A 26337-nucleotide genomic window follows, 5' to 3' on the forward strand; every position below is an offset into this window, starting at 1 on the left:
GCGTACGCGCGGGCGCCCGACCGTCCGGTCGGGCGCCCGCTTTCCGCAGCTGGGGATGTGTGTCAGTACCGGGTGACGCTGCGGCGCCGGCCGACGCCGGCCACCAGGGCCACGGCGATGGCGGCCAGCACGACCTGGACCAGCAGTTCCATCCAGTCGATGCCGGCGGTCTCGGTCGCGATGCCCAGAGCCCGGGCCAGCACCGTACCGAGCAGCGCGGCACCCACGCCGATCAGCATGTGCAGCCACATCGGCATGTTCTGACGGCCCGGCACGACCAGGCGGCCAAGAGCGCCGACGATCAGACCAACAACGAGCGCGGTGATGATGCCCCAAACGGTGAGCTCCACGGTCGCCCTCCTCCTCAAGATAAGTCACACGGGATCGTGTGGTTCCTGTCGTGCCCGCTAATGCCCGAGCCGTCAGAAATCCAAACCGACTCCGGGGACGGACTGCGCCGCACGACGCAGACCAGGACGTTTTCTTCGCACCCGGGTCGTACGGCCGCCGGCGCACCTTCGTCGATGAGCCGCGGACGCGAGCGGGCGCCCGACCTTCCGGTCGGGCGCCCGCTTCGGCTGGCGATGTGCCGGTCAGTACCGGGTGACACTCCGGCGACGACCCACGCCGGCCACCAGGGCCACGGCGATGGCGGCCAGCACGACCTGGACCAGCAGTTCCATCCAGTCGATGCCGGCGGTCTCGGTCGCGATGCCCAGAGCCCGGGCCAGCACCGTACCGAGCAGCGCGGCACCCACGCCGATCAGCATGTGCAGCCACATCGGCATGTTCTGACGGCCCGGCACGACCAGGCGGCCCAGAGCGCCGACGATCAGACCAACAACGAGCGCGGTGATGATGCCCCAAACGGTGAGCTCCACGGTCGCCCTCCTCCTCAAGACGTTGCACACGATCTGTGTCGTTCCTGTCGTGACCGCTAAATGCCCGACCCGCCGAAAGCCCAAACCGAATCAACCGGTCACCAGGCACGGAACGTCGATCTCCGGATCCCGGGTCGGTTCTCGGCAGGGGATGCGATTGTCCAGGTGGGAGGGGGCGCCGTCGCCGTCGGTAGGCCGCGCCCGAGGACCGGAGAAAATTCCTCCGGGTACGACCGGGAAGCGGACCGAAACGGTCCGGCGCCCCGGTCGGAAGGGACCGGTGGTAGTCCGCTCCGACCGGGGCGTCGGCCGTGCGTCAGGTGTCGCGGAGGACGCGACCGTGGATCACTTCTTGCCGGGCGCCTTGACGTCCCCGGCCTCGGAGGAGAGCGCGGCGATGAAGGCCTCCTGCGGGACCTCCACCCGGCCGACCATCTTCATCCGCTTCTTGCCTTCCTTCTGCTTCTCGAGCAGCTTGCGCTTCCGGCTGATGTCACCGCCGTAGCACTTGGCGAGCACGTCCTTGCGGATCGCCCGGATGGTCTCCCGGGCGATCACCCGGCTGCCGATCGCAGCCTGGATCGGCACCTCGAACTGCTGGCGCGGGATCAGGTTGCGCAGCTTGGCCGCGATGCTGACCCCGTAGTTGTACGCCTTGTCCTTGTGCACGATCGCACTGAACGCGTCGACCGGCTCGCCGTGCAGCAGGATGTCGACCTTGACCAGGTCGGACGCCTGCTCACCGGAGGGCTCGTAGTCCAGCGAGGCATAGCCCTTGGTCCGGCTCTTCAACTGGTCGAAGAAGTCGAAGATGATCTCGGCCAGCGGGAGCGTGTAGCGCAACTCCACCCGGTCGGCGGAGAGGTAGTCCATCCCCATCAGGCTGCCCCGGCGCCCCTGGCAGAGCTCCATCACCGCGCCGACGTAGTCGTTCGGGGTGAGCACGGTGGCCCGCACGGTCGGCTCGTACACCTCGGCGATCTTGCCGGTCGGGTACTCGCTCGGGTTGGTCACCGTGACCTCCTCGCCGTCCTCCTGGATGGCCCGGTAGACCACGTTCGGGGCGGTGGAGATCAGGTCGAGGTTGAACTCACGCTCCAGCCGCTCCCGGATGATCTCCAGGTGCAGCAGGCCGAGGAAGCCGCAGCGGAAACCGAAACCGAGCGCGCCGGAGGTCTCCGGCTCATAGGTCAGCGCGGCGTCGTTGAGCTTGAGCTTGTCCAGCGCGTCGCGCAGGTTGGGATAGTCGGACCCGTCGATCGGGTAGAGGCCGGAGTAGACCATCGGCTTCGGGTCCTTGTAGCCGCCCAGCGGCTCCCTGGCCGGGTTGGCGTTGACGGTGACCGTGTCACCGACCCGGGACTGGCGCACGTCCTTCACGCCGGTGATCAGGTAGCCCACCTCGCCGACGCCGAGCGCGTCGGCCTTCTGCATCTCCGGCGAGATGACGCCGATCTCCAGCAGTTCGTGGGTGGCGCCGGTGGACATCATCTTGATCCGGTCCCGGGCGCTGATCCGCCCGTCGACCACCCGCACGTAGGTGACCACGCCCCGGTAGACGTCGTAGACCGAGTCGAAGATCATCGCCCGGGCGGGGGCCTCGGCCTCGCCGACCGGCGGGACGAACTGCCGGACGATCTCGTCGAGCAGGTGCGGCACACCCTCGCCGGTCTTGCCGGAGACCTTGATGCAGTCGGCCGGGTCGACACCGATCAGGTGGGCCAGCTCCTCGGCGTACTTCTCGGGCTGGGCGGCCGGCAGGTCGATCTTGTTGAGCACCGGGATGATGCGCAGGTCGTTCTCGAGCGCCAGGTAGAGGTTGGCCAGCGTCTGCGCCTCGATGCCCTGGGCGGCGTCGACCAGCAGGATGGCCCCCTCGCAGGCGGCCAGCGAACGGGACACCTCGTACGTGAAGTCCACGTGCCCCGGGGTGTCGATCATGTTGAGCACGGCCTGCTCACCGGCCCGGTCGCCGTCCCGGATGGTCCACGGCATCCGGACGGCCTGGCTCTTGATGGTGATGCCGCGCTCGCGCTCGATGTCCATCCGGTCGAGGTACTGGGCGCGCATCTGCCGGGGGTCGACCACGCCGGTGAGCTGCAGCATCCGGTCGGCCAGGGTCGACTTCCCGTGGTCGATGTGGGCGATGATGCAGAAGTTCCTGATCCGCGCCGGGTCGGTGGCACCAGGAGCGTTCGCGCCGGGATCGAGCGTCGGTGGCACAGCGGTCCGTTCTAATCGGCTGACGTGAGCAGGGCCGGCGCGCCGCCGGCCCCCTCTATGCTCCCACGTCGCTCCGGGCGCGGTCCGATCCCTCCTGGTGTGCTGGGCGACTCACTTCGCGGGCGGCTCACTCCGCGGGCGGCTCGACGAAGAGCGCGGCGAGCCGGGGCAGCCGGCGACGGGCCTCCTCCTCGTCGTCGAAGTCCCAGAAGTCGTTGAGGTCGGGCACGGGGACCGGGTCGCGCTCCGCCGGCAGGTCGGTCGCGGTCGCCTTCCGGTACGCCTCCCAGGGCACCGCGAGCATGTCCTCGCACTCGAACTCCTCGCCGCTGAGCGAGGCGGCCCGGACCTGCGGCAGCTCGGCGAGGGAGTCGGGGTCGCCGACCGCCTTGGCGAAGACCGCCCGGCCCTGGGTGATCAGCCAGCCGCGGAAGTACTCGAAGCCGTCGTCGGAGGCGCCGCCGTTGATCAGATAGGCCGCGCCCCAGAGGTCGACCCGGTACGAGGCGGCCAGCACCCGGCGCTGGTGGCGGGCGTACCCGACGATGTCCTCCGGGTCCCGCTCGGCGAGCAGGGCGACGGCCCGGGCGGCGACGGCATCGGGCTCTCCCCCGGCACCGGTCCGGGCCTGTTCGATCAGCTGCCAGAAGTCGTCGGTCCTCATGGCCTGGCAGTCTGGCAGAGCTGACCGACATCCCCGTGCCGGCGCGGCCGCGCGGTGGTGGGCGTCGGTCGGGCAGCATGGGCGGGTGCCCGCGATCTCGCTGCCCCCGGTGCCGTACGAGGCGACGGCCGTCCGCCCGGGCTGGGCCGCGCTGCCGGCCGGCCTGCGGCACGCGGTCGCGGCGCGGCTCGGCGGCCCGCCGGTGGCGGTGCGGGTGGCCGGCGCAGGCTTCACCCGGGGCTTCGCGGCGGTGCTGGAGACCGCCGACGGCGCGCGGGCCTTCGTGAAGGCGGCGTCGCTGACCGAGCAGCGGCACCTGGTCGACTGGTACGCCCACGAGGCCGCCGTCCTGGCCCGGCTCCCCGCCGGCCTGCCGGTCCCCCGCCCACGCTGGGCGCTCACCGAGGCCGGCTGGTACGCGCTCTGCCTGGACGCCATCGACGGTCGGACGCCCCGGCTGCCCTGGAACCCGGCCGAGCTGGACGCCACCCTGGCCGCATACGCCGAGGTCGCCGCCGCACTCGCCGATCCACCCACGGAGCTGGTCGCGCTCGGGCTGCCGCACCTCGCCGACCTGGCCCGCGAGGACATCCTCTGGTGGGGCGAGGTGGCCGCCGGCCGCGAGCCGGCACCGGCGCTGCCGCCGTGGGCGCGGGCCCGGCTGCCGGAGCTGGTGGCCCTGGAGTCCCGCCTCCCGCCGTACGCCGGCGAGGTCGGCCCCGGCGGGCTCAGGTCGGGCCACCCGGCGGGTGGCTTGATCCACTGCGACCTGCGAGTGGACAACGTGCTGATCGACCCCGCCGGCCGGGCCTGGATCTGCGACTGGAACTGGCTCTGTCACGGCCCGGCCTGGTTCGATCTGGCCGGCCTGCTGACCACCGCGTACGCCAGCGGCCTGGACGCGGACGTGGCCTTCGCCACCCACCCGGCGGCGGCCGGCGCTCCCTCCGACGCGCTCGACGTGACCCTGGCCGCCCTGTCGGGATACCTCCTCACCAGCGCCGCCGCGGGGGCGTCCACCGCCTCCCCGCACATCCGCGCGCACCAGCGGTGGAGCGGCGAGCAGACGCTCGGCTGGCTGGCCGCCCGGCGGGGCTGGGCCTGAGCCGTTTTGGCTCGTCCCGGCGGACCTGGTAACCTAGCTCTTCGCGCGGCGATGACGCATGCTCGTCGTGCGCGGAAGCAGACCAACCCGAGCTATCAAGACGAGGCTGTCGCGTGGCGAACATCAAGTCCCAGATCAAGCGCAACCGGCAGAACGAGAAGCGCCGGCTGCGTAACAAGTCGGTCAAGTCGTCGCTGAAGACCGCCATCCGGAAGTTCCACGAGGCTGCCGAGGCCGGCGACGTCGAGCAGGCCACCGCGCTCATGCGGGACGCCGCCAAGAAGCTGGACAAGGCCGCCAGCAAGGGCGTCATCCACGCCAACCAGGCGGCCAACCGCAAGTCGGCGATCGCCAAGCGCGTCGCCTCGTTCCCGGCCTGACCAGCCCGCAGACCTGACCGGAAGCCCCGGGTGTGAGCCCGGGGCTTCCGGTTGTCTGCGTTCTCTCAGGACAGCGGGTCGCGCCGGTCCGACCATGGCGCCGTCTCGCCGTACCTGGCGGCCCGGTCATCCGGGCGGGCCGGACGCAGCCCTGGATCCGATGCGACGACCGCATCGGGCACCGCGCGCGGGGCCATCGGTACCCGGACCCGGCCGACCACCGGTGCCATCTGCCGCCGGAAGCGGTCCCGCTCCTGCTCCGGCACGAGCGCCGCGGAGCGGACCACCACCTCGGCGACCATGTCGTTGAGCTTCACCATCACGGCCATCGCGGCGGGCAGCACCAGCACCGCCCACCAGCTGACCAGTTCGGCGAGGGCGAGCAGCACGGCGAGCGCGATCGCGCCCTCGAAGAAGAGGAAGCAGAGGACCCCGCCCGGGTTGACGAAGCGCAGCGCGAGGACGCGGGCGTAGAGCGGCCGGTAGCGCAACTCTTCGGCGGGGACGGTGGACCAGGCCGTACGCGGGGGCCCGGTCACCGGGCGCCACCCTGCCGGGCGGCGGCGACCGAGAAGACCGCCCGCTCCAGTGCGTACTCCCGGTCGTCGGCGCCGCCCTTGACGGCTGCGTTGCACTCGGCGGCCGCCCGCATCGCCTGCACCAGGCCCTCCGGCGTCCAGCCGCGCGCCTGCCGCTGGGCCCGCTCGATCTTCCAGGACGGCATGCCGAGGCTGCTCGCCAGCTGGTACGGGCTGCCCCGGCCGGCGGAGGCCACCCGGGCCACCGTACGGACCCCGTCGGCGAGCGCGTCGGCGATCGGCACCGGGTCGACGCCGACGTGCAGCGCCCAGCGCAGCGCCTCCAGCGCGGCGGGGACGTCACCGACCATGGCCGCGTCGGCGACGGTGAAGCCGCTCACCTCCACCCGGCCCCGGTAGTAGCGGGCCACCGTGTCCGCCCCGATCCGGCCGTCGGTGTCCGAGACGAGCTGCGAGCAGGCGGCGGCCAGCTCGCGCAGGTCGTTGCCGACCGCGGCGATCAGCGCCTCGGCGGCGTCCTCGGTACACCGGCCGCCGGCCCGGCGGATCTCGTCCCGAACGAAGGCGACCCGCTCGCGGTGCCCCTTGAGCTTCGCCGCCGGCACCACGGTCGCGCCGGCCGACCGCAGCCCGTCGGCGAAGGCCTTCCCCTTCGCGCCCCCGAGGTGCAGCACGACGAGCTGCACGTCCGGGTCGGGATTCTTCGCGTACGCCAGCAGCGCGGTGACCAGGTCCTTGCGGGCGTCCTGGCCGGACCGGAGCACGAGCAGCCGCCGCCCGCCGAAGAGCGACGGGCTGAGCATCTCGGCGATCTCCCCGACCGTGAGCGAGCCGGCCTGGTACTCCCGGACGTCCACGTCCGGGTCGACGCTGCGCGCCTTCGCGATGGCTTCGCTGACCGCTCGGGTGGCGAGCAGCTCCTCGTCACCGAGGACGAGCAGAACGGGAGGCAGGCTGGCGGGGGTCACGTCGCCCATATTCGCACGGCCCTCGGCGGGATCATGCCTGCTCATCGGCGACTGTGACGGCACAGCCCGCAGTCAGCGCGAATCCAGACATTTACGTCGATCCCAGCAAGCCATATCGCAGTCTGCCCCCAATTCTGAAGATTTGTCACGAGCGCCGGTCTTCCTGCGGCAGGATCCCCTTCGGGGGAACCTCGACCACCTCGCCGGCCCTTCGCCGGGACGGTGCATGTTCAGGGAGGTTCACAGTGAAGGTGCTGCACGTCATCACCGGCCTCTGGGTCGGCGGAGCGGAACTGCAGCTCGAACTGCTGCTCAGACACACCCGGCACGAACCCGAGGTGGTCACGCTCGACAACCGCGGCCAGGTCGCCGACAACATCGCGCAGGGCGGCGTGCAGGTTCGTGACCTCACCATGACCCGCAACACCGAGGTGTCCGCACTGGGCCGGCTGCGCCGGATCATCCGGGAGGGACGCTACGACGTCGTCCACACCCACCTCTACCGCGCCCAGATCTACGGGCACCTCGCCGCACGCCTCGCCGGCACCCGGGCGATCGTCACCACCCAGCACTCGATCGGCGAGACGCACATCGAACGCCGGCGGATGAGCATGCCGGTGCGGGCCCTGTACCTCACTGCCGAACACTGCTCGCACGCCACGATCGCGGTGTCCGACGTGGTCCGGGACCGGCTGGTGGCCTGGGGTGTGCCGAGCCGGAAGATCACGGTGGTCCCGAAGGCGGTCGACTTCGCCGCCGTCGCGTTCGACCCGGTCGGCCGGGTGAAGGTGCGGATGGACTGGGGCATCGGACCGAACGTCCAGGTCATCGGGGTGCTCGGCCGGCTCGACCCCAACAAGCGGGTCGACCTGGTGATCCGGGCGGCGGCGCCGTTGCTCGGCGAGAGGCGGCGCCTCGTGGTGGTCGGTGACGGCGAGGATCGCGAGCGCCTCGAGCAGACCGCCCGGGAGGTCGGGGTGACGGACCACGTGCTCTTCGCCGGAGCGCGGCGGGACGTGGGCGAAGTGCTGTCGTCCTTCGACATCCTGGTCGCCGCGCCGAAGCAGGAGACGTTCGGGCTGGCCATGCTGGAGGCGCTGGGCAACGGGCTCCCCCTGCTCTACACCACCTGCCCCGCGTTGGACGGCATCGAAACCGATCGGGCGCGGCAGGTGCCCGGCGACGAGGTCGGGCTGCGACGGGAACTGGCCGCCGAGCTGCGCGCTCCGCTGCACCCGCGGATGCCCGTACCCGCACTGTGTGAGCGGTACGGCATCGAGAGCGTGGCCGCCCGGATCGACGACCTGTACGAGCGGATCGCGGCGCGGGGTCCCGCGCTGGAGCGGGTCACCGAGACGGACGAGGAGCGGCACGGGGACCTTTCGCCGTCCCCGTGAGGGGTGCTTGCTAAGGCGTAGTGCGCTGACGGGAAGCTCAGCGCCAGATCGAGACGTCACGGCTGCCGGCCCGGACGGATGCCGCGCGCCGCCACCGCGAGTCCGCGCCCGTCCCACACCGCCGCCGCGTCCCCGTCGGTGTCGGTACGCAGCACCCGCGCCCCGCCGCGGGTCAGCCGGTCGAGCAGGCCCGGGTTCGGGTGCCCGTAGTCGTTGTCGGCGCCGACCGACACCAGCGCGACGGCGGGCCGGACCGCGTCGAGGAACTCCGGGTCCTGGTAGGCCGAGCCGTGATGGGCGACCTTCAGCACGTCGGCGCGGAACGTGCCGGGCGGAGCGGTCTCCAGCAGTGCCCGCTGCTCCTCGGTCTCGGCGTCCCCGGGCAGCAGGATGCGCACCCCGGCCACCGTGGCGGCCAGCACCAGCGAGTTGTTGTTCGGGTCCGACCGGCTGCCGCGCACCGGGTACGGCGGGCCGAGGACGACCAGCTCCACTCCCCCGGCCCGCCAGCTCCACCCCACCGGCGCGGTACGCAGACCGGCCGAACCGGCCCGCGCGGCGTCGCGTACCTGGGACAACCCGAAGGCCGGCTCCGACCACTGCGGAACCAGCACGCTCGCCACCCGCCGGCCCCGGAACACCCCGGCGATCCCGGCCACGTGGTCGGCGTGAAAGTGGCTGATGACCAGCAGCGGAACCTCCCGGACACCGAGCCGGCGCAGACAGCCGTCCACACCGGCCGGGTCCGGTCCGGCGTCGACGACCACCGCCCGCCCGGCGGTGATCGGCAGCACCAACGCGTCGCCCTGTCCGATCGCGCAGGCGATCACCACCCAACCGGGGGGCGGCCAGCCGCCGGCCAGCAGTCGCACCGGTAACGCGCCGAGCACCACCGCGACGGCGCACACCGCGACGAGCCGCCGCACCAACGGTCGGCGGGTGGCGACCAGCAGCGCCACGGTGAGCGCGGCGAGCAGCAGGGCACCGGTCACCCCGCCCGGCCAGGGCAACGTCCCGGCCGGCAGCTGCGCCCCGTGCCGGGCCACGGTCACCAGCCACCACGCCGGCCAGCTCGCCAGCCAGGCGGCGAATTCGGCCCCGGCCGGCCAGAGCGGCGAGACGACGGCGGCGGCCACGCCGAGCACGGTGGCGGGTGCGATGGCCGGCACCGCCAGCAGGTTCGCCGGCACGGCGACCAGGCTGACGGTCCCCGAGATCCCGGCGACCACCGGGCCGCAGGTGAGCTGCGCCGCCGCCGGCACCGCCAGCGCCTCGGCCAACCCCGCCGGTACGCCCCGACGGCGCAAGCCGTCCCGCCAGCGCGGGGCGAGCAGCAGCAGGCCGGCGGTGGCGAGCACGGAGAGCGCGAAGCCCGCGTCCCCGGCCAGCTCCGGGTCGACCAGCACCAGCACGGCGACCGCGGCGCAGAGGGCGGGCAGCGCGGCCCGCGGCCGGCCCGCGGCGAGCGCGGCCAGCCCGATCGCCCCCATGGTGGCGGCCCGGACCACGCTCGGCGACGGTCGCACCAGGACGACGAAGCCGACCAGGGCCAGCCCGCAGAGGGCGACGGCCACCCGGGGACCGGCCCGGGCCCAGCGGGCGAGCAGCAGCACCGCGCCCACGATGATCGCGACATTCGAGCCGGAGACCGCATTCAGATGCGTCATGCCGGTGGCCCGGAAGTCCTCCTCGACGGCGGGCGTCAGCCGGCTGGTGTCGCCGACCACCAGGCCGGGCAGCAGGCCGCCCTGCTCGTCGGGGAGCGGCTCGCAGGCCTGTTGCAGGCCGGCGCGGAGCGTGCCGGCGGCGCGCTGGAGCCACGGCGGCGGGCCGTGCGGCGCGGGCTGACCGGCCACGGTGAGCACCGCTGCGGTCAGGTCCCCGCCGCGCGGCGCGGCCAACCGTCCCTGGGCGGTCAGCCGCTGCCCGGGGAGCAGATGGCGCCAGGCCGGATCGGTGGCCAGCACCAACGCCCGCGCCGACGCGGTCACCTGTCGACCGTCGCGACCGGTGAGGCGGACGAGGTCGGCTGGCACGAGCAGGGTGGATGGCCGGCCGGCGGCGCCCCGGACCGGGCGCGGGTCCTCGCGGACCACCAACTCCGCGGTGATCACCGCCCGGTCGTCGACCAGCCCGCGGATCGGGGCCGCGTCGCGGACCGTGAGCCGGGCGGCGGTCGCGGTCGCGCCGCAGACCACGCCGAGCAAGATTGCGACGGCGACCCAGCCGTACCGGCGGACGGGGGCGGCCGGACGTCCGAGGACGCCGAGCAGGTGCGCGCCGATGAGGACGGCCAGGCCGGCGGCCACGGCGGCCATTGTCGCCGCTGCCGTTGCGGTGAGATGCAGCCCGGCCAGGGCGGCGAGCCAGGCGGCCACGGCCAGCCCCGCCAACCGCAGGTCCGGGAGCGCCTCGGCCGTCGTGTCACCGGCCGCGACATCGGCTTCACGCTGTCGTTCTCTACCGCCCGACCGCCGTACCGCCAGGTCGTGCGGCGCGTCCTCGCCGGGGCGTCCCGTCAACGGGAAGGCGGCTCGGCGGACGGCGTCCGGTACGGCGATCCGCCCGGTCACACCGTCACCAGGTCCTTGAGCTGTTCGTACCGGGCGTCGCCGATGCCCTCGACCTGACGTAGGTCCGACACTGACCGGAACGGGCCGTGCTGCTCGCGGTGGGTGAGAATGCGCTGGGCGAGCACCGGGCCGACCCCAGGCAACGCGTCGAGCTGGGCCAGGGTCGCGGTGTTGAGGTTGACCGGTCCGCCTGGCGCCGCGCCGCCCGCCGCCGGCCCCGCCGCCCCGGCCGGCTGCCCGGCCGCGCCGGGTGGTGCCGTGACGCCGACCAGGATCAGCTCGCCGTCGGTGACCTTGCGGGCGGGGTTGAGCAGGGCCACATCCACGCCGGGCAGCGCGCCTCCGGCCGCCTCGATCGCGTCGGCGACCCGCGAGCCAGCCGGCACCCGGACCAGGCCGGGACGGCGTACCTTTCCGGCGACCGCGACCACCAGTTGACCGTTCGCACCGGCCGACCCGACGGGGGACGGCTCCGGTGCGGCGGGCGCGGCGACCGTCGACATTGGGTCGACCGGCTCGGCGTGCGGTCGCGACCGCCAGGCCCAGAGCCCGGCGCCGAGCACCACGACCACGGCGACGACGGCCAGCGCTCGGCCCCCGCGCCGGCCGGGGTCGAAGGCACTTGGTCCGGGCAGCCGGGATCCGGCCGGCGGCAGGTCATCCTCGATGGCAGCCGAGCCGGGCAGCCCCTCGTGGTCCGGGTCTGAGTACGGCCACCGGTCACGCCGCTCTACCGTCACCGAGCCGGACGACAGCGAGTCGGAGCGCATCGGCCGGACCGGAGCTGCCGTCGGCCGATGCCGTTCGACTGGCGGGTCGGGCCGCGGGCGGGAAGCCGTGGCGGTCGGGAGACCGGGTTGGGACGGCGGACTGGCGCTGGGCATCGCCGGGTCGAACAGCCGGGACAACCGCTGCCGCACCATGGTCTCCTCGTCGTCTGGCACGGCGCGAGGCTAGGGCGGCCGATGGGTCCCGAGCACGGCGCTGACGGTCGGCTGTGGACGGCCGGACTGAGTGTGGAAAGCGCCCTGATCATGGTCCGATGTGCTACGGGCGAGTAGACGTCGGCCGCCCGTCGACAGCATGGCGGGGCCTCGACGACCAGTACTCCGGACCGAGGACGACCAGCTCCACTCCCCCGGCCCGCCACGCTTGCTGCCGCAGCCACGAAGATGAGCAAGATCGGGGGCCACGTATGAAGGCACCGCTTCCCGACGGAAAGATGTGGCAGACCTAGGGCATGGAAGCTACCCAGTACTTCCCGAGTCCGAGGCAATCCTGGTCGCTGGCGATGGAAGCTGCTCCGCCCTCGCTGCGCAGCCTCGGCAAGTCCGCAGCGCCGTCACGCATGCTGAAAAACGACGAGGTCCCCTGGCACGAGCCTGAGGGAGAATGAGGAAGGACACCTCCGGCGTTAGGTGGGTCGATGGCCAGCATGGACAGCCCCAGGACGTCAACGCGGGGTTCCTTGCAGAGCCTACGTACAGTGCTCGCGGGTCGACGGCTATCCCTTTTCGCGGTGCCCACCGCCGTACCGGTGTTCCTCTTCGTGCTGTACGTCGCCAGCTTCACCTCCGGATGTACCCCAGTCCCAACGGAGCCAGGGCCGATTGGGTCGGGGGCACCCCCGCCGCCGGGCGTGACGGGATCGCCCCTGCCACCCGGGCCCTCGACTGACTTCCACTTGCTCGATCAGGCGACCGCCGAATTCCTCACGCGAGATGCGCATTGGCAGGTGCCGTCCGCGCTACGTGCCGACAGGACGGCTCGCATCGGCCTGGTCATTGGCTCGGGTTCCGCGCTCACCGCGAAAATCAACAGCCTGTTGCCGAGCACCGGAAGCATTAGCGCTGGTCGGGTCCAGGTTGGCCCGAAGGTGAGGGTGACACTGCGGGCTGACCCGGCCGACGCGAGCGTTATTCCGTCCGAAGCGGTAGACGCGTCCACGGGCAGCGACGTACAGATGCTGTGGACGTGGCTGGTCCACCCCCTCCACCCGACGAAGGCGCTGCTGCTCACGGCGCATCTGGAGTTGCCGCTCAACAACGGCCATGTCATCAAGCAGGAGCTGCCGCTGACCGTGCGGGTCGCGCGGACGTTGCCCTACACCGTCAGGCAGATTTTCAGCAGCTGGGCGACCTGGTCAGCGGTCGGCGGCACCGTCGTCAGTGTCGCTGGCTGGCTGCACAGCCGCAGGCGCAAGGGCGCGAAGACGGGCCAACACACGACTGGGAAAAGGGCAGCCACCGGCGACGAAGAACGTCCTTAGCACCCTTTCCAGTACGCCGAGAAGTCGGCTGGCAAGGCATTGGGCCGGGACGCGATGCCCAAACAGTCCGCAGCACGCCGGCCGGCCGATCGCCTCGGCCACCAGATCGACGGCCCGGGTGACCCTCAGTTTGAGCACCCCTCCAACCCGCTTTTTCCCAGCTCACGGCCCAGGTATGCCCGTCTGATCGGCCCTGGAACCGTGGCTCGATCTTGACTGCTACCGCAGGGCGGTCCCGCGAAATTTTTCTCGGGGGTCACACCCCCACCCGCCAAGAGCTTCACCGAGCCACACGCAGCGGCCCTGACAACGGGACGGCTACCCGACTACCGCCCCGTGCTCACCGTCATGGACTGGATCACCTCGCGCATGTCCCCGAGTTCTGCCGCCAGCCGGTCGCGTATCGGGGATGTGGCTTCGTCGATGCGTCGCCCCAGCTCTCGCTCGGCTTCCTCGACCGTCTTGCCCCGGGCCTGTGCCCATGCCTCAACGTCCACTGACACCGTGAGCCGGATGCTCGCACTACCCGGCGACGGAGGCGAGGGCGACTCGCCCCCGGGGGTGTAGTCCGCGTATCGCCGCCGAGACGGCACCTCGCGCTTCCGCTTCCGTAGCAACATGACCTGCCCCCTCTGTTATCGATCGTCAATCATGGCCGCGGCGGACCTGCCCTGCAATCGGTTCCGCCAGCGCGCCCTGCAGTAGCAGGACGGACGGAGCTCCGAAAATCAGCCCAGCCACGGCGGGGCACCACTGAAGGTCATGCGCCAGACCGGGATCTCGATCAACTCCGTTGACGTGATGGGCGCGGCACGTACCCTGTACTAGGTCAGCAATCCAGTCGCGCTCAATGTGCCCGCGGTCTCAACGGTGTGGAGCACGTGCGCCACGGCGGGGCGCGCAGTCCGCGCCCGCGGCCGCCGGTCTACAGAGCCACAGCCAGTGTCCGGGCGGGTCTACGCCGATCTAGCCAGGTTCGCCCTCAAGCTCTTTGCGACGCTTCGCAGCCCAAGCCCTGATATCGGCCGTCGCCCACACCCTGCCCACGGTCAGGTGAGCGATCGGCTTGGGGAAGTCTGGACGGTCGGCGAGCGTGTTAGCTCGCTGCCTGGACACACCGAGGAATGCCGCTACTTCGGCCATGGCCATAACGTCCCCGGTCATCGGTGCAGACCATCCGACCGGGGTACTTTACGACACGTAACCCTACCCCCTTGACGACTAGTCAACCCCTCCGCAAGAGTCATGGGCATGCCCATGCGGAGAGTCCCCAAACCAGTACCGTTAGTGCCTGTTCACCGACCTGTCTGGCGCCGGTTCCGCCGCCGATGCTCCTGCGGGCTCCGCTGGAAGACATGCCCCGACCGACACCTGCCGGTGCCCGTCGAGCCGGTAGCCGCTCCGATCCGACGACAGATCGAAGCGCCCCGCTGGAACGAGCCGACGGAAATCCACTGGGTCGGAGCAGCGGACCTGATCACCAGAGGGCAGGCCCAGCGAGCCAGCGGCGGCCGGCATGCGTGAGCACCTACCCCTGCGACCCATCTGGCTCTGCCGCAGCTGCGCCAACCCCTGGCCATGCGGCGAAGCCCGACTCCGACTCACCGGCGAATATGCCGATGATCGAGTCGCCCTGAGCGTCTACATGGCCTCGATGATGGGCGAGGCGATCAGCGACCTGCACCGGCTCAACCCTCAGCCTGCGCCTGAAGCCTCGACCATGTTCGGCCGGTTCCTCGCTTGGACGAAATAAAGCACCATCCAGTCCGTAAAGGACAAGACAACGCCCGGTCGTCACGAGGCCAGGGACAGCTCCTGGGCGAAGCGGCGGATGGCGTCGGCGACCGCCGCCGGGGCGTCGAAGTTCGCGAGGTGACCGGTCCCCACGACGAGCTCTGTCCGGGTGCCCGGCCGGGCCCGGGAAGACCTCCCGCTCCCCCGAACGGAACAGCCGGTCCCGCACGCCGTTGAGGATGAGCACGGGCGCGGGCACCGCCGCCAAGCTCGACACGTCGAAACGGCCCATCACGTCCCGCCAGTCGACCGGGAGGGTGTGGAAGGCGAACCCGTCGGCGATGGTCGCCTCGACAACCTCCGACGGGTACAGGCGGAGCAGCAGTCGGTCGTTCAGCCGGGTGAGCCGGTTCGCCGGCAAACGCGACGTGCGTGACCGGCGTCGAGCCCGCGTATGGCCTCGGCCACCAGGTCGACGGTGGGTGATCGACTCCGGTTGCGGCAGCTCGCGCTTTCCTGGCCGGATGAGCGCCCGACATGCCGCACACCGAGTGGATCATGCCTGGCCGAAGACGGACCGAGCACGCTCAACTCGCCTCCGGGTCGAGGCCGAGCACTGCCCGGCCGCCGTCCACCGGCAGGGTCACCCCGTTGACGAAGCTGGCCCGCGGCGACAGCAGGAACGCCACCGCCTCGGCCACCTCCTCGGCACGGCCGATCCGGCCCACCGGGTGCAGCCGGGCCAGCTCCGCGACGGTCCACTCCGCCTCGGCCGGTTCCCGGGTGGCCAGGAAGGCGGCGTGCCGCTCGGTGTCGATCGAACCGAGGGCGACGGCGTTGGTCCGGACGCCCCGGGCGCCGTACTCGACGGCCAACGCCCGGGTCAGCCCCTCGACGGCAGCCTTCGCGGTGGCGTACGGCAGCGCGCCGGGCACCGGTCGGCGGGCCTGGTGGGAGGAGACGTTCACGATCGCGCCGCCGGTTCCGGCGGCGAGGAAACGGCGTACCGCCGTGGCTGCGCCGACCAGGGCGGGCCGCAGGTTGAGCCCGATCAGGTCGAGCACCTCAGCGACGGGTGCCGAGTGGAGGGAGGCGTCCCGGAAGACCGCCGCGTTGTTGACCCAGCCGATCAGCGGCGCGGCGCGCTCGGCCAGGTCGGCGGCGTGCCCGGCGACCCGCTCGTCGGCCGCGTCGCCGACGACCGGGACCAGCCGGTCCGCCGCGGGGTGGGCCGGCAGCCACGTCAGGGCGTCCGGGTCGCGCTCGACGACGACCACCGGGCCGCCGTCCGCCAGCCGTTCCACCACCGCGCGGCCGACGCCCCGGCCACCCCCGGTCACCACGTACGACATGCCGCCACCTTGTCAGCCGCCGGGCTCGGAATCTGGTCGACGGTGGACCACCACGCAGGCCAGCCCCGGTCCGGCGTGCGCGGCGACCACCGCGCCCGCCTCCGAGACGTAGGTGTCGTGCACGCGGTCGCCGAGCCGGTCGGTGAACGCCGCCACGAGCTGCTCGGCGCGCTCGGGCGCGGCCAGGTGGTGCACGGCGAGGTCCACCTCGGCGTCGCCGACCGCCTCGGCCGCCAGGTCGACCAGGCGGGCCACGGCCCGGCTGGCGGTGCGCACCTTGTCCTTGATCACGATCGCGCCGTCGGGCATGTGCATGATCGGCTTGACCGAGAGGGCGGTGCCGAGCAGCGCCTGGGCCGCGCTGATCCGGCCGCCCCGGCGCAGGAACTCCAGCGTGTCGACGTAGAAGAAGATGGTCGTCCGGGCGACCGCGTCCAGCGCCGCGACGCGTACCGCCGACAGGTCGGCGCCGCGCTCGGCGGCCAGGGCGGCGGCGAGCGCCGGGAAGCCGAGGCCCATGCCGGTGGACCGGCTGTCGACCACCTCGACCCGGTCGCCGACCTCGGCAGCGGCCAACCGGGCCGCCTCCACGGTGCCGGAGAGCTCCGCGGAGAGGTGCACCGACACCACGCCGTCCACGCCGGCCGCCAGCAGCTCCCGGTACGTCCGCGCGAACTGCTCCGGGGACGGCCGGGACGTGCTCACCGACACTCGCCGCTCGCTCAGCGCCCGACTGGCGTCGGCCGGGAAGGTTTCCACCCCCTCCAGCCCTTCCACGCCGTTGAGCACGACGGTCAGCGGGACGACGGTGAGCCGGTGCGCCTGCACCAGCTCGGGCGGGAGGTAGGCGGTGGAGTCGGTGACGACCGCGACGGGCATGCCCGGCACGCTAGCCGATGTTGGCCCGGGGCCGCGCGGTCAGACCGCCTCGGTCAGCGCCGACTGCGTGATCAGGCCGACGTTGTGGGCACGCAGGTGCCAGCCCCGGACGTCGTCGTGGCGCAGCTCCGTCCAGTGGCAGTTGGCGAGGGAGCCGATGGTGCGCAGCACCGAGTAGTCCCAGCCGAGCAGGTGGCCGACGCCCTGCCGGGCGGCGCCGCCGTGGGTGGTCAGCACGATGGTCCCACCGACCGCGAGGTCCGCCGCGTCCTGGAAGGCCGCGCCGATCCGCTTGCCGAGGTCGTCGAGGGTCTCGATCTCCGCGCCCGGGTCCGGGTCACCGGCCCGCCAGCGCGCGTACTCCTCGGGAAAGCGCTCGGCGACCTCGCTGAGCGCCAGCCCCTGCCAGTGGCCGAAGTACCGCTCGCGCAGCCGGGCGTCGGGGCGTACCGGCAGCCCGGTCAGCGCCGCCAGGGCGGCAGCGGTGTCGGCGGCGCGGCGCAGGTCGCTGGAGACGATGGCGTCCGGCCGCAGCTCGGCCAGCACCGCCGCGGCGGCGCGGGCCTGCTCCCGGCCGAGGTCGTTGAGCGGTACGTCGGTCTGGCCCTGGACCCGGCCGTCGGCGTTCCACTCGGTGTTGCCGTGCCGCCAGACGATCAGCCGGGTCATTCCGCGGCGGCGGGTCCGGCGGCCGGGCCGGCGGCGGACTGGGCCAGGTCCCGATCCACGAACGGGATCTGCGGGCAGTCCTTCCAGAGCCGGTCGAGGGCGTAGAACTCGCGCTCCTCGGTGTGCTGGACGTGCACCACGATGTCGACGTAGTCGAGCAGCACCCAGCGACCGCCCCGCTCGCCCTCGCGCCGGACCGGCTTGGCCTTCTCCGGCAGCTGGAGCAGGCGCTCCTCGATCGCGTCGACGATGGCCAGCACCAGGCGCTCGTTGGGCGCGGCGGCGAGCACGAACGCGTCGGTGATGGCGAGCTGGTCGCCCACGTCGATGATGACGATGTCCTGTGCCTTCTTGTCGGCCGCGGCCTGGGCGGCGGCCATCGCCAGCTCGTGAGCGCGTTCGGAAACTGTCACCGTTCTCCTTCGATCAACCGTGCGACCCTCCAAGCCTCTCACACCCGGCCGGGCGGCGACTTGTCAGTTCTGGCCGATTGCCCGGACAAAAGACCGCATTTGCGGCGAAATCACTGCTGGTAGAGGCGCCGCTTCGCGATGTACTGGACGACGCCGTCCGGCATGAGGTACCAGATCGGCTCGCCCCGGCGCACCCGCGCCCGGCAGTCGGTCGAGGAGATGGCCATGGCCGGCACCTGCACCAGGGTGACGGTGTCGGCGGGCACGTGCTTGTCCGAGAGTTCGAAGCCGGGGCGGGTCACCCCGATGAAGTGGGCCAGCTCGAACATCTGGTCCAGATCCTTCCAGGACAGGATCCGTTCCAGGGCGTCCGCGCCCGTGATGAAGAAGAGCTGCACCTTCGGGCCGTACTCGGCGTGCAGGTCGCGCAGGGTGTCGACGGTGTACGTCGGGCCGCCCCGGTCGATGTCCACCCGGCTGACCTGGAACCGCGGGTTGGACGCGGTCGCGATGACCGTCATGAGGTAGCGGTCCTCGGCCGAGCTCACCGGCTCGTCCGCCTTCTGCCACGGCTGGCCGGTGGGGACGAAGACCACCTCGTCCAGCCCGAACCGGTCGGCCACCTCGCTGGCCGCGACGAGGTGCCCGTGGTGGATCGGGTCGAAGGTGCCGCCCATGATTCCGATCCGCCGGATGTCTTCCTCCACCCCGCGATCGTAGGCCGACCGCTCTCGCGGGCACGTCCGGCCCATCTCGCGGTCCGCGGCGCGGGACGGCACCGGAGGTTCTCAAAAAAAAAGGGGGTCCCCCGAGCGCGCCTCCGGCCCTATACTCGTCGACAAGTAATCGTCTACGAGGAGGGAGGGCGGCGTGCCCAAGCAGCGAAAGGTCGGCAATCTGCTGGCGCTGGCGGTGCTCTCCGCCCTCGCCCAGCGGCCCATGCACCCGTACGAGATCGCCACCACCCTCCGGGCCTGGGGCAAGGACCAGGACATGGAGATCAAGTGGGGGTCGTTCTACACGGTCATCCGCAACATGGACCGGCACGCGCTGATCGAGGCGGTGGAGAGCGTTCGCGCGGGGCGGCGCCCCGAGCGCACCGTCTACCGGATCACCGATGCGGGCCGGGCGGAGCTGGTCGACTGGGCCCGCGAGCTGGTCTCGACCCCGGAGCCGGAGCAGCCCCGCTTTCGCGCCGGGCTCTCCGTGCTCGCCGTCCTGCACCCCGACGAGGCGGCGGCGCTCCTGCGGCAGCGCCTCGAACGGCTGGAGGGGGCGATCCGGGCCGAACGTGACGCCCTCACGGAGCACCTGCGGCAGATACCGCGGCTGTTCCTGGTGGAGTCCGAGTACGACCTGGCCATGCGGGAGGCGGAGGCGGCCTGGGTCCGCGGCCTGCTGGCCGAACTCACCGCGGACACCTACCCGGGAATCGACCAGTGGCGGGCCTTCCACGAGACCGGCGAGTTCCCGCCCGACCTGAACGACGGGAGGAGCGGCTCCACGCAGTGATGGACGGCCTCGGTGCGGTGCGCCAACACCGCACCGAGGCCCATACCTCGAACCACACCTGGGAAGGTGCCCGGCCCGAAGCGGCAACCACGAGGATAGCCGGGCTCCTCCCTGGTCGGTTCGGACGCACGAGTACCGACGACCCCTGGAGGGAACCATGACCAAGGTAAGGACAGCCATCGTCATCGGCGGCGGCATCGCCGGCCCGGTGACCGCGTTGGCGCTGCGCCGCGCGGGCATCGCCGCGACCGTCTACGAGGCGTACCCGAGCACCGCCGACGGCATCGGCGGCTCGCTCGCGCTCGCACCCAACGGCGTCGCGGCCCTCCGCGCCGTCGACGCGGACAAGGCCGTGACCGCGATCGCCACCCCGATTCCCCGTACGGCGATGGCCGTCGGCCGCAAGCGCATCGACCTGCCGGGCCTGGTCGGCGTGCCCCCACTGCAGCTGGTGCACCGCGGCGCGCTGCACCGCGCGCTGCATGACCGGGCCGTGGCCGAAGGGGTGGTCATCGAGCACGGCAAGCGCCTGTTACACGTGCGGGAGACGGACAGCGGCATCACCGCCAGGTTCGCCGACGGCAGCACCGCCACCGCCGACGTGCTCATCGGGGCCGACGGCATCCGGTCGACCGTGCGCACGCTCATCGACCCGGATGCGCCCGGCCCCCGGTACACCGGGCTGCTCGGCTTCGAGGCGGTGGCCCGGCACGAGGTGGACGCCGAACCGGGCACCATGACCTTCGCCTTCGGCCGGCGCGCCTACTACCTCTACTGGCCGGAGCCGGGCGGCGGCACCCGGTGGGGCGTCAACCTCCCGCAGGAGCGACCGATGAGCCTCACCGAGGCCCGCGAGGTGCCCTCGGCCGAGTGGATGCGCGCGCTGCGGGCCGCCCACGCCGACGACGACCCGGGCCGCGACCTCATGCTGACCAGCAGCGCCGAGGAGCTGCAGGTGGTGGGCTCGTTGCACATCATGCCGCCGGTGCCGCACTGGCATCGCGGTCGCATGGTGCTGGTCGGCGACGCGGCGCACGCCCCCTCGAACAGTTCCGGCCAGGGCGCCTCGCTGGCGATCGAGAGCGCGGTGCAGCTGGCCCGCTGCCTGCGCGACCTGCCCGATGTCCGGTCGGCGTACGCCGCCTTCGAGCAGCTACGGCGGGCCCGGGTGGAGAAGGTGGCCGCCCGGGCGGCGCGGATCAACCAGGTCAAGGCCCCGGGAGCAGTGGCCCGGGCGCTCATGCCGCTGCTGATGCCGCTGCTGATGAAGACCGCGATGGATCCGGAGAAGACGGTCGGCGCCGAGCAGCGCTACGCCATCGACTGGGACGCCCCGGTGACGTCGGAGCTGGTGGCAGGCTGAACCCGTCGTGGGGTGGCACTCGGCCCTTGTGCCACCCCAATGCCGCGCTCGCCGGGCGCCCGCCGTCGTGCGGCAGGCCGGCGGCCCGGCGGCGCGGCCGTCGCGCGGCAGTTCGTGCGACGGCGCCGGCCGTCCTGCGGCGGCGGCCCGGCGGCGCGGAGCCGGCCGTCCTTCGCCAGCGCCGGCGGCGCGGAGCCGGCCGCGTGGCGGGTCAGGCCGTCGCGGCGGCCACCGCCGTCCGGGCGACCAGCGCCCGGCGCAGGTCGTCGTCCATGTCGGTGACCCGTCGACGCAGCCCCGGCGTGAGGTCGTCGCGGGCCAGCAGCGCCGCGGCCAGCTCCCGGGTGCGCTGCGCCACCGCGTAGCGCGGGAAGGCCAGGGTGGCGACCCGGTCGGCCGTCCAGGGGGTACGCAGCCGCGCGGCGGCCGGCATGTCCGCGAAGTACCGCTCGACGTACGGCGCGGTCAGCTCGGCCTGCTCCGGCTGCCAGAAGCCCTCCGCGGTCGCCTCGACCAGGCGGTTGGAGAGCTCGGTGTTGACCGTGACGATCTCCCAGGCGGCCCGCTTGGCTGCGATGTCCGGCAGGGCCGCCCGGCAGCTCGCGGCCCGCTCGGCCCCGGTGGCGCTGCGGTCGGCGGCCGCCTCGGCGGCGATCTCCGGCTCGCCGACCGCGCCGAGCACCACCAGGCGCTGCAGCAACGCCCAGCGCAGATCGGCGTCCACGGCCAGCCCCTCCGGCACGCCGTCGCCGGCCAGCCAGCCGCTGAGCAGCACGGCGTCGGTGGTCGCGCTGATCAGGCCCCGGGCCGCCGCGAGCTGCAACGATCCGCCGGCCGGGGCGCCGGCGAGCAGCGCGGCGCAGGCCTCGGCGACCCGGAGCAGGGCGGCGTCCCGGGCCAGCGGCTCGAGGTAGCGGTCGACCAGGCTGCGGCTCAGCGTGAGCACGTCCTCGGCGATGATCACCTCGGTCTCGGCGGGCAGCGCCGCCGCGATCAGCGCCACCACCGAGGTGACCGGCCGTTCCCCGTCGGTGGCGGCGTCCAGCGCCTCCCCCCACAGCAGCGCCCGGGCCAGCGGGTCGTCCAGCCCCGGCAGCAGCATCGGCACCGCGTCGGCGGAGGCGGGGTCGAGGCGGATCTTGGCGAAGGTCAGGTCCCCGGCGTTGGGCAGCAGCAGGCCGGTGGCCGCCTCGCCGACCAGCTCAGTCAGCTCGGTGCGGCCCTGGTCGGTGTCCGGGTCGAGGTCCACCTCGACGAACCGGGTCACCGTGCCGTCGGCGGCGTACCGGCCGACGCCGATCCGGTGCGGGCGCAGCACCGGGTACGCCTCCGGCGCGGTCTGCACCACCGTCGCCTCGGTCCACCGGCCGTCGGCGTCCACGGCCGTCTCCATCCGCAGCGTGTTCACCTGCGGCCGGCGCAGCCAGCGCTCGGCCCAGTCGGCGAGGTCCCGACCGCTCGCGGTGCTCAGGCTGTCGAGCAGGTCGGCCAGGGTGGCGTTGCCGAACCGGTGCTTCGCGAAGTGCGCGTTCAGGCCGGCGAGGAAGGCCTCGTCGCCGAGCCAGGCGACCAGTTGCCGCAGCACGCTGGCCCCCTTCGCGTACGAGATGCCGTCGAAGTTGAGCAGGCCCTGGGCGGCGTCGGTGACCTCCTCCGGGGCGACCGGGTGGGTGGAGGGACGCTGGTCGGCCGCGTACCCCCAGGCCTTGCGGCGCATGGCGAACGTGGTCCACGCCTGGTCGAACCGGGTCGCCTCGGCGGTCACCCGGGTGCCGAGGTACTCCGCGAAGGACTCGTTCAGCCAGAGGTCGTCCCACCAGCGCATGGTGACCAGGTCGCCGAACCACATGTGCGCCATCTCGTGAGCGATGGTGGTGGCCCGCAACTCCCGCTGGCTGTCGGTGACCGCCGAGCGGAAGACGTAGTCGTCCCGCAGGGTCACCAGGCCCGGGTTCTCCATGGCGCCGGCGTTGAACTCGGGCACGAACGCCTGGTCGTACTTGCCGAACGGGTAGCGCTCGGTGAAGAGCTGGTGGAACCGGTCGAAGCACTGCTTGGTGACCGTGAAGATCTCGTCGATGTCGGCGTCGAGGTGCGCGGCCAACGACCGGCGGCACCACACGCCGAGCGGGATGCCGTCGTGCTCGTCGCGGCGGACGTGCCAGGGGCCGGCGATCAGCGAGAAGAAGTACGTCGCCAGGGGCGCGGTGGCGCCGAACTCCCAGCGCCCCGGCCTGGGCTGCGCGGCGAGCTGACCGTTGGCGGCGACGGTCCACTCCGGCGGCGCGCTGACCGAGAGGGTGACCGGCGCCTTGAGGTCCGGCTGGTCGAAGGCGGCGAAGATGCGCTGCACGTCGTCGAGGAAGGACATCGCGTAGAGGTAGGTCTCGCCGTCGGCCGGGTCGACGAACCGGTGGATCCCCTCGCCGGTGTTCGAGTACGCCATTTCGGCGGTGACCGTGAGCGCGTTCTCCTCGGCCAGCCCGTTCAGCGGAAGGCGGTTGTCGTCCAGCGTGGCCGGGTCGAGCTCCCGGTCGTTGAGGCGTACCCCGAGCAGTCTGGCGGGTTTGACCTCGACGAAGGTCTCGGCGCCGGGGGTGGCCCGGAACCGGATCGTGACGGCGGAGCGGAACCGCTCACCGCCACCGGTCAGGTCGAGGTCCACCTGGTAGGACTCGACGGTGATCAACGCGCCACGCGCGGTTGCCTCTACACGGGTCAGGCTCGGCATCCGCTTATCCTGCCCGATAGGGAACCGGAGGGGCTTCCCGGTGCGGTGTGGCGATGGAGGAACGACGATGGCTCAGCACCCCAAGGGCGACTTCGACCTCTCCCGCGCGGTCTGGCAGCGGGCCGAGGGCGACACCTCCGAGAGCGCGGTCGAGGTGGCCTTCGTCGACGACCTGATCGGGATGCGCAACTCGGCCGAGCCGGACGGGCCAGTGCTGGTCTTCACCCAGGCCGAGTGGGACGCCTTCGTGGCGGGCGCTCAGGACGGCGAGTTCGACCTGGACTGAGCCCGGGTGCCGCGATGGTCCCCGAGGGTCAGTCACCGTCGCCCCAGCCGAGGCCGCCCGGGCCGGACCCGTGGTGGAAGCCCGGGTGATCGGCCACATCGACGCAGCGCTCGCCGTCCGGCCCGGGCGCCCCGCAGAACAGCCGTTCGGCGCGGTGCCACGCGTCGGCCGGGGACAGCGCCGCCGCGCCCAGCGCCAGCTCGGGCCGGAGCAGGCTCAGCGCCTCGGCCTAGCCGACCGCCAGCTCGCGGGCGTCGGACGGGCCGGCCGCCTCGAAGCCCAGATGCACGGTGAAGAACCGGGGTGGCCGCCGCACGGCCCGCCGGGGCGGTGAGATCAGCGCCTCCCGGCTCGTGCCCGGAGCGACAGCCAGCCCGATGACCGCCCCTCGCTGCCGCCAGTACGGCAACTTGTCGTCCCGCATCCACTCTCCTTCGTCGGCGGCCACCGGCCCGATCCGGTGGGCCACGGCCGATCCGCTGGCCGGCCCGGGACCGAGCCAACCAGCTTTGTGTCGCCGTGGGAGGGGCCAGCGGAAGGTTTTCGCGCTGGCCCTCCCCCGCGCCCGCCACCCCTGCCGGCCGAGCGGACCGGTGGGATTCACCCGCCCGGACCTGGGTAGACGCAGCCGACCGGGGACCCGGCCCGGTCGTGGAGCGCCGCCAACCCGCGTCAGGAGCAGCTGATGAGCCCCATCCCCGTCGACCGCAGCCCGGAGAGCACCCTGGCGTTCCTGCGGGATGGGTACCGGTTCATCGGCGACCGCTGCGACCGCTACGGCAGCGACATCTTCCAGACCCGGCTCCTGCTGGAACCGACCATCTGCCTGCGCGGCCGCCCCGCCGCGGTGCTCTTCTACGACGACGAGCGCTTCGTCCGGCAGGGCGCCATGCCGATGCGCGGGCAGCGGACGCTCACCGGGGTCGGCGGGGTGCAGGGGCTGGACGACGCGGCGCACCGGGAGCGGAAGGCGATGCTGATGTCGATCATGACGCCTACTGCGATCCGCCAGCTCGGGCAGCTCTTCGACGACGAGTGGCGGGCCCGTATCCCGGTCTGGGAGCAGTCCGGACCAGTGGTGCTCTACGACGAGGTCAGCCGGATGCTGACCCGGGTGGTCTGCGCCTGGGCCGGAGTGCCGCTGACCGGCTCGGACGTGCCGCGGCGGACCGTCGAGCTGCACGCGATGATCGAAGCCCCGGCCGCGGTCGGTCCCCGGCACTGGCGGGGCCTGCTCGGCCGCCGCCGGGCCGAGCGCTGGATCTCCAAAGTCGTCGAACGGGCCCGGGTGGGCAGCCCGCCCACGGCGGAGGGCAGCGCGCTGCGGGTGATCGCCGAGCACCAGGACGGCCGCGGTCGGCTCCTGCCCCGCCGGATCGCCGCGGTGGACCTGCTGAACGTCCTCCGCCCGACCGTCGCCGTGGACCGCTTCGTGGTGTTCGCCGCGTTGGCTCTGCACGACCATCCGCACTGGCGGGAGCGCGCCCGCAGGGACGAGCCGGCCACCGAGTGCTTCGTCCAGGAGGTACGCCGCTACTACCCGTTCTTCCCGATCGCGGTGGCCCGGGTCCGGCGCTCCTTCGACTGGCAGGGCCACCACTTTCCGCGCGGTCGCCGGGTGGTGCTCGACCTCTACGGCACCAACCACCACCCGGAGCTGTGGCCGGGGCCGGAGCAGTTCCGGCCGGACCGGTTCACCGGCTGGCGCGGCGACCCGTTCAGCTTCATCCCGCAGGGCGGCGGGGACCACCTGACCGATCACCGCTGCGCCGGCGAGTGGATCACCATCGAGCTGATGAAGCGCGCCGTGACCAACCTGACCACCGCGATGAGCTACCGGGTGCCGCCCCAGGACCTGGCGCTCAACCTGCGCCGGATGCCCACCCTGCCACCCAGTGGCTTCGTCATCGACGGCGTCCGGCGCACCGAGTGAGCAGGTCTCAGTCGGCCACCACGAGGGCCTGCGGAGCCGCCTGCTTCATCCGGGTACGCAGCCACTTCAGCTGGACCGCGGTCTCCTGCTCGCACGACTTCACCACCGCGAGGAGTTCCTCGTCCCGCGCCCCGTACGCCGCCTGACCGACCACGGTCCAGCAGATGTCGCACTCCGCCGCCATCAGGTAGAGGTCCTGCAGATCCCGCAGCAGCCCGATCCCGCCGGTACGGGTGCCGGCGAAGAGCTGCGAGTGCAGCCGGTCCGGTTCGTCCGGGGCTTCCTCGGCGTACCGGCGGGCGAACGGCTCCAGCTTTTCCGCGTGCTGGCGGCACTGGGCGGCCAGCTTCGCGCAGGTGTGGAAGACGTCCGGCTCCTCCCGGTGCGCGTCGCCGACCTCGGTGAACGCGTCGCCGAGGCGGGCCTGGGCCTTGTGCAGCAGCCCGAGATAGTGCGCCAGGTGCAT

The 26337-nt window shown here is 72.5% G+C and carries 26 protein-coding genes; 9 read left to right on the forward strand and 17 right to left on the reverse strand.

Annotation, left to right across the window (positions count from 1 at the left end; all coding sequences use genetic code 11):
* Positions 1–62 precede the first annotated feature (62 nt).
* From GA0070624_RS31075 to GA0070624_RS31090, 4 genes are all read right to left on the reverse strand, one after another.
* The gene (locus GA0070624_RS31075; protein WP_091346853.1) at positions 63–350 is read right to left on the reverse strand and encodes a GlsB/YeaQ/YmgE family stress response membrane protein; all 288 of its coding nucleotides are present in this window, start codon (positions 348–350) and stop codon (positions 63–65) included.
* A gap of 243 nt (positions 351–593) precedes the next feature.
* On the reverse strand, positions 594–881 hold the full coding sequence (locus GA0070624_RS31080) for a GlsB/YeaQ/YmgE family stress response membrane protein (RefSeq protein WP_091346853.1): 288 nt from the start codon (positions 879–881) through the stop codon (positions 594–596).
* Positions 882–1226: 345 nt separating this feature from the next.
* Complete coding sequence (gene lepA / locus GA0070624_RS31085; protein ID WP_091346855.1) at positions 1227–3104, reverse strand: translation elongation factor 4; 1878 nt, start codon at positions 3102–3104, stop codon at positions 1227–1229.
* 127 nt (positions 3105–3231) lie between these two features.
* Positions 3232–3768, reverse strand: a complete 537-nt coding sequence (locus tag GA0070624_RS31090; RefSeq protein ID WP_091346857.1) for a DUF4240 domain-containing protein — start codon at positions 3766–3768, stop codon at positions 3232–3234.
* 85 nt (positions 3769–3853) lie between these two features.
* On the opposite strand from GA0070624_RS31090, the gene GA0070624_RS31095 reads away from it, so the two are divergent.
* Together GA0070624_RS31095 and rpsT are read left to right on the forward strand one after the other, a co-directional pair.
* Positions 3854–4873, forward strand: a complete 1020-nt coding sequence (locus GA0070624_RS31095) for a phosphotransferase (RefSeq protein ID WP_245719075.1) — start codon at positions 3854–3856, stop codon at positions 4871–4873.
* A 113-nt stretch (positions 4874–4986) separates the two neighbouring features.
* Positions 4987–5253 (forward strand): 30S ribosomal protein S20, encoded by a 267-nt coding sequence (gene rpsT / locus GA0070624_RS31100; RefSeq protein WP_091346861.1) that lies wholly within the window; start codon positions 4987–4989, stop codon positions 5251–5253.
* 65 nt (positions 5254–5318) lie between these two features.
* Here rpsT and GA0070624_RS31105 read toward each other — a convergent pair whose 3' ends face one another.
* Both GA0070624_RS31105 and holA read right to left on the reverse strand, forming a co-directional pair.
* Positions 5319–5792 (reverse strand): hypothetical protein, encoded by a 474-nt coding sequence (locus GA0070624_RS31105; RefSeq protein WP_245719076.1) that lies wholly within the window; start codon positions 5790–5792, stop codon positions 5319–5321.
* A complete protein-coding gene (holA, locus tag GA0070624_RS31110; RefSeq protein WP_091346863.1) occupies positions 5789–6769 on the reverse strand; it encodes a DNA polymerase III subunit delta in 981 nt (326 codons plus the stop codon). Before holA ends, GA0070624_RS31105 begins: the two co-directional genes overlap by 4 nt.
* Before the next feature lie 236 nt (positions 6770–7005).
* On the opposite strand from holA, the gene GA0070624_RS31115 reads away from it, so the two are divergent.
* A complete protein-coding gene (locus GA0070624_RS31115; RefSeq protein WP_091346865.1) occupies positions 7006–8157 on the forward strand; it encodes a glycosyltransferase in 1152 nt (383 codons plus the stop codon).
* A gap of 56 nt (positions 8158–8213) precedes the next feature.
* Here the strand turns inward: GA0070624_RS31115 and GA0070624_RS31120 are convergent, their stop codons facing one another.
* Both GA0070624_RS31120 and GA0070624_RS31125 read right to left on the reverse strand, forming a co-directional pair.
* Positions 8214–10556, reverse strand: coding sequence for a ComEC/Rec2 family competence protein (locus GA0070624_RS31120; protein WP_245719210.1), 2343 nt, complete (start codon positions 10554–10556; stop codon positions 8214–8216).
* Positions 10557–10726: 170 nt separating this feature from the next.
* Positions 10727–11674 carry a ComEA family DNA-binding protein gene (locus GA0070624_RS31125; RefSeq protein WP_245719077.1) on the reverse strand — a complete coding sequence of 316 codons (948 nt, stop codon included), beginning with the start codon at positions 11672–11674 and terminating at the stop codon, positions 10727–10729.
* Positions 11675–12414: 740 nt separating this feature from the next.
* Between GA0070624_RS31125 and GA0070624_RS31130 the strand changes: the two genes are divergently transcribed.
* A complete protein-coding gene (locus GA0070624_RS31130) occupies positions 12415–12999 on the forward strand; it encodes a hypothetical protein (RefSeq protein ID WP_091346867.1) in 585 nt (194 codons plus the stop codon).
* A 326-nt stretch (positions 13000–13325) separates the two neighbouring features.
* On the opposite strand, the gene GA0070624_RS35120 is transcribed toward GA0070624_RS31130, so the two are convergent.
* Positions 13326–13502, reverse strand: a complete 177-nt coding sequence (locus GA0070624_RS35120; RefSeq protein ID WP_176731941.1) for a hypothetical protein — start codon at positions 13500–13502, stop codon at positions 13326–13328.
* Between the two features lie 1013 nt (positions 13503–14515).
* Between GA0070624_RS35120 and GA0070624_RS36215 the strand changes: the two genes are divergently transcribed.
* The gene (locus GA0070624_RS36215; RefSeq protein WP_091346872.1) at positions 14516–14752 is read left to right on the forward strand and encodes a hypothetical protein; all 237 of its coding nucleotides are present in this window, start codon (positions 14516–14518) and stop codon (positions 14750–14752) included.
* A 568-nt stretch (positions 14753–15320) separates the two neighbouring features.
* On the opposite strand, the gene GA0070624_RS31150 is transcribed toward GA0070624_RS36215, so the two are convergent.
* The 5 genes from GA0070624_RS31150 to nadD all read right to left on the reverse strand — a co-directional run bounded on the left by GA0070624_RS31150 (position 15321) and on the right by nadD (position 18753).
* On the reverse strand, positions 15321–16085 hold the full coding sequence (locus tag GA0070624_RS31150; protein WP_091346874.1) for an SDR family NAD(P)-dependent oxidoreductase: 765 nt from the start codon (positions 16083–16085) through the stop codon (positions 15321–15323).
* Positions 16086–16097: 12 nt separating this feature from the next.
* On the reverse strand, positions 16098–16964 hold the full coding sequence (locus GA0070624_RS31155; RefSeq protein WP_091346876.1) for a DegV family protein: 867 nt from the start codon (positions 16962–16964) through the stop codon (positions 16098–16100).
* A 39-nt stretch (positions 16965–17003) separates the two neighbouring features.
* A complete protein-coding gene (locus GA0070624_RS31160; protein ID WP_091346878.1) occupies positions 17004–17633 on the reverse strand; it encodes a histidine phosphatase family protein in 630 nt (209 codons plus the stop codon).
* On the reverse strand, positions 17630–18046 hold the full coding sequence (gene rsfS, locus GA0070624_RS31165) for a ribosome silencing factor (protein WP_091346880.1): 417 nt from the start codon (positions 18044–18046) through the stop codon (positions 17630–17632). The genes GA0070624_RS31160 and rsfS overlap by 4 nt, the downstream gene beginning before the upstream one ends.
* Positions 18047–18156: 110 nt before the next feature.
* The gene (gene nadD, locus GA0070624_RS31170) at positions 18157–18753 is read right to left on the reverse strand and encodes a nicotinate-nucleotide adenylyltransferase (RefSeq protein ID WP_091350232.1); all 597 of its coding nucleotides are present in this window, start codon (positions 18751–18753) and stop codon (positions 18157–18159) included.
* A 163-nt stretch (positions 18754–18916) separates the two neighbouring features.
* Here nadD and GA0070624_RS31175 point away from each other — a divergent pair, with 163 nt between their 5' ends.
* Positions 18917–19558 (forward strand): PadR family transcriptional regulator, encoded by a 642-nt coding sequence (locus GA0070624_RS31175; RefSeq protein WP_091346882.1) that lies wholly within the window; start codon positions 18917–18919, stop codon positions 19556–19558.
* Positions 19559–19715: 157 nt separating this feature from the next.
* A complete protein-coding gene (locus GA0070624_RS31180) occupies positions 19716–20921 on the forward strand; it encodes an FAD-dependent monooxygenase (protein ID WP_091346883.1) in 1206 nt (401 codons plus the stop codon).
* Between the two features lie 211 nt (positions 20922–21132).
* On the opposite strand, the gene pepN is transcribed toward GA0070624_RS31180, so the two are convergent.
* Positions 21133–23652: an aminopeptidase N gene (gene pepN, locus GA0070624_RS31185; RefSeq protein WP_091346885.1), complete on the reverse strand. Its 2520-nt coding sequence runs from the start codon at positions 23650–23652 to the stop codon at positions 21133–21135.
* Positions 23653–23719: 67 nt separating this feature from the next.
* On the opposite strand from pepN, the gene GA0070624_RS31190 reads away from it, so the two are divergent.
* Positions 23720–23938, forward strand: a complete 219-nt coding sequence (locus GA0070624_RS31190; protein ID WP_091346888.1) for a DUF397 domain-containing protein — start codon at positions 23720–23722, stop codon at positions 23936–23938.
* A gap of 229 nt (positions 23939–24167) precedes the next feature.
* Here the strand turns inward: GA0070624_RS31190 and GA0070624_RS36220 are convergent, their stop codons facing one another.
* The gene (locus GA0070624_RS36220; protein WP_245719078.1) at positions 24168–24362 is read right to left on the reverse strand and encodes a hypothetical protein; all 195 of its coding nucleotides are present in this window, start codon (positions 24360–24362) and stop codon (positions 24168–24170) included.
* A 261-nt stretch (positions 24363–24623) separates the two neighbouring features.
* On the opposite strand from GA0070624_RS36220, the gene GA0070624_RS31200 reads away from it, so the two are divergent.
* The gene (locus GA0070624_RS31200; protein WP_091346890.1) at positions 24624–25871 is read left to right on the forward strand and encodes a cytochrome P450; all 1248 of its coding nucleotides are present in this window, start codon (positions 24624–24626) and stop codon (positions 25869–25871) included.
* A 7-nt stretch (positions 25872–25878) separates the two neighbouring features.
* Here the strand turns inward: GA0070624_RS31200 and GA0070624_RS31205 are convergent, their stop codons facing one another.
* Complete coding sequence (locus tag GA0070624_RS31205; protein WP_091346893.1) at positions 25879–26337, reverse strand: hypothetical protein; 459 nt, start codon at positions 26335–26337, stop codon at positions 25879–25881.

Source organism: Micromonospora rhizosphaerae (assembly GCF_900091465.1).
GTDB lineage: Bacteria > Actinomycetota > Actinomycetes > Mycobacteriales > Micromonosporaceae > Micromonospora > Micromonospora rhizosphaerae.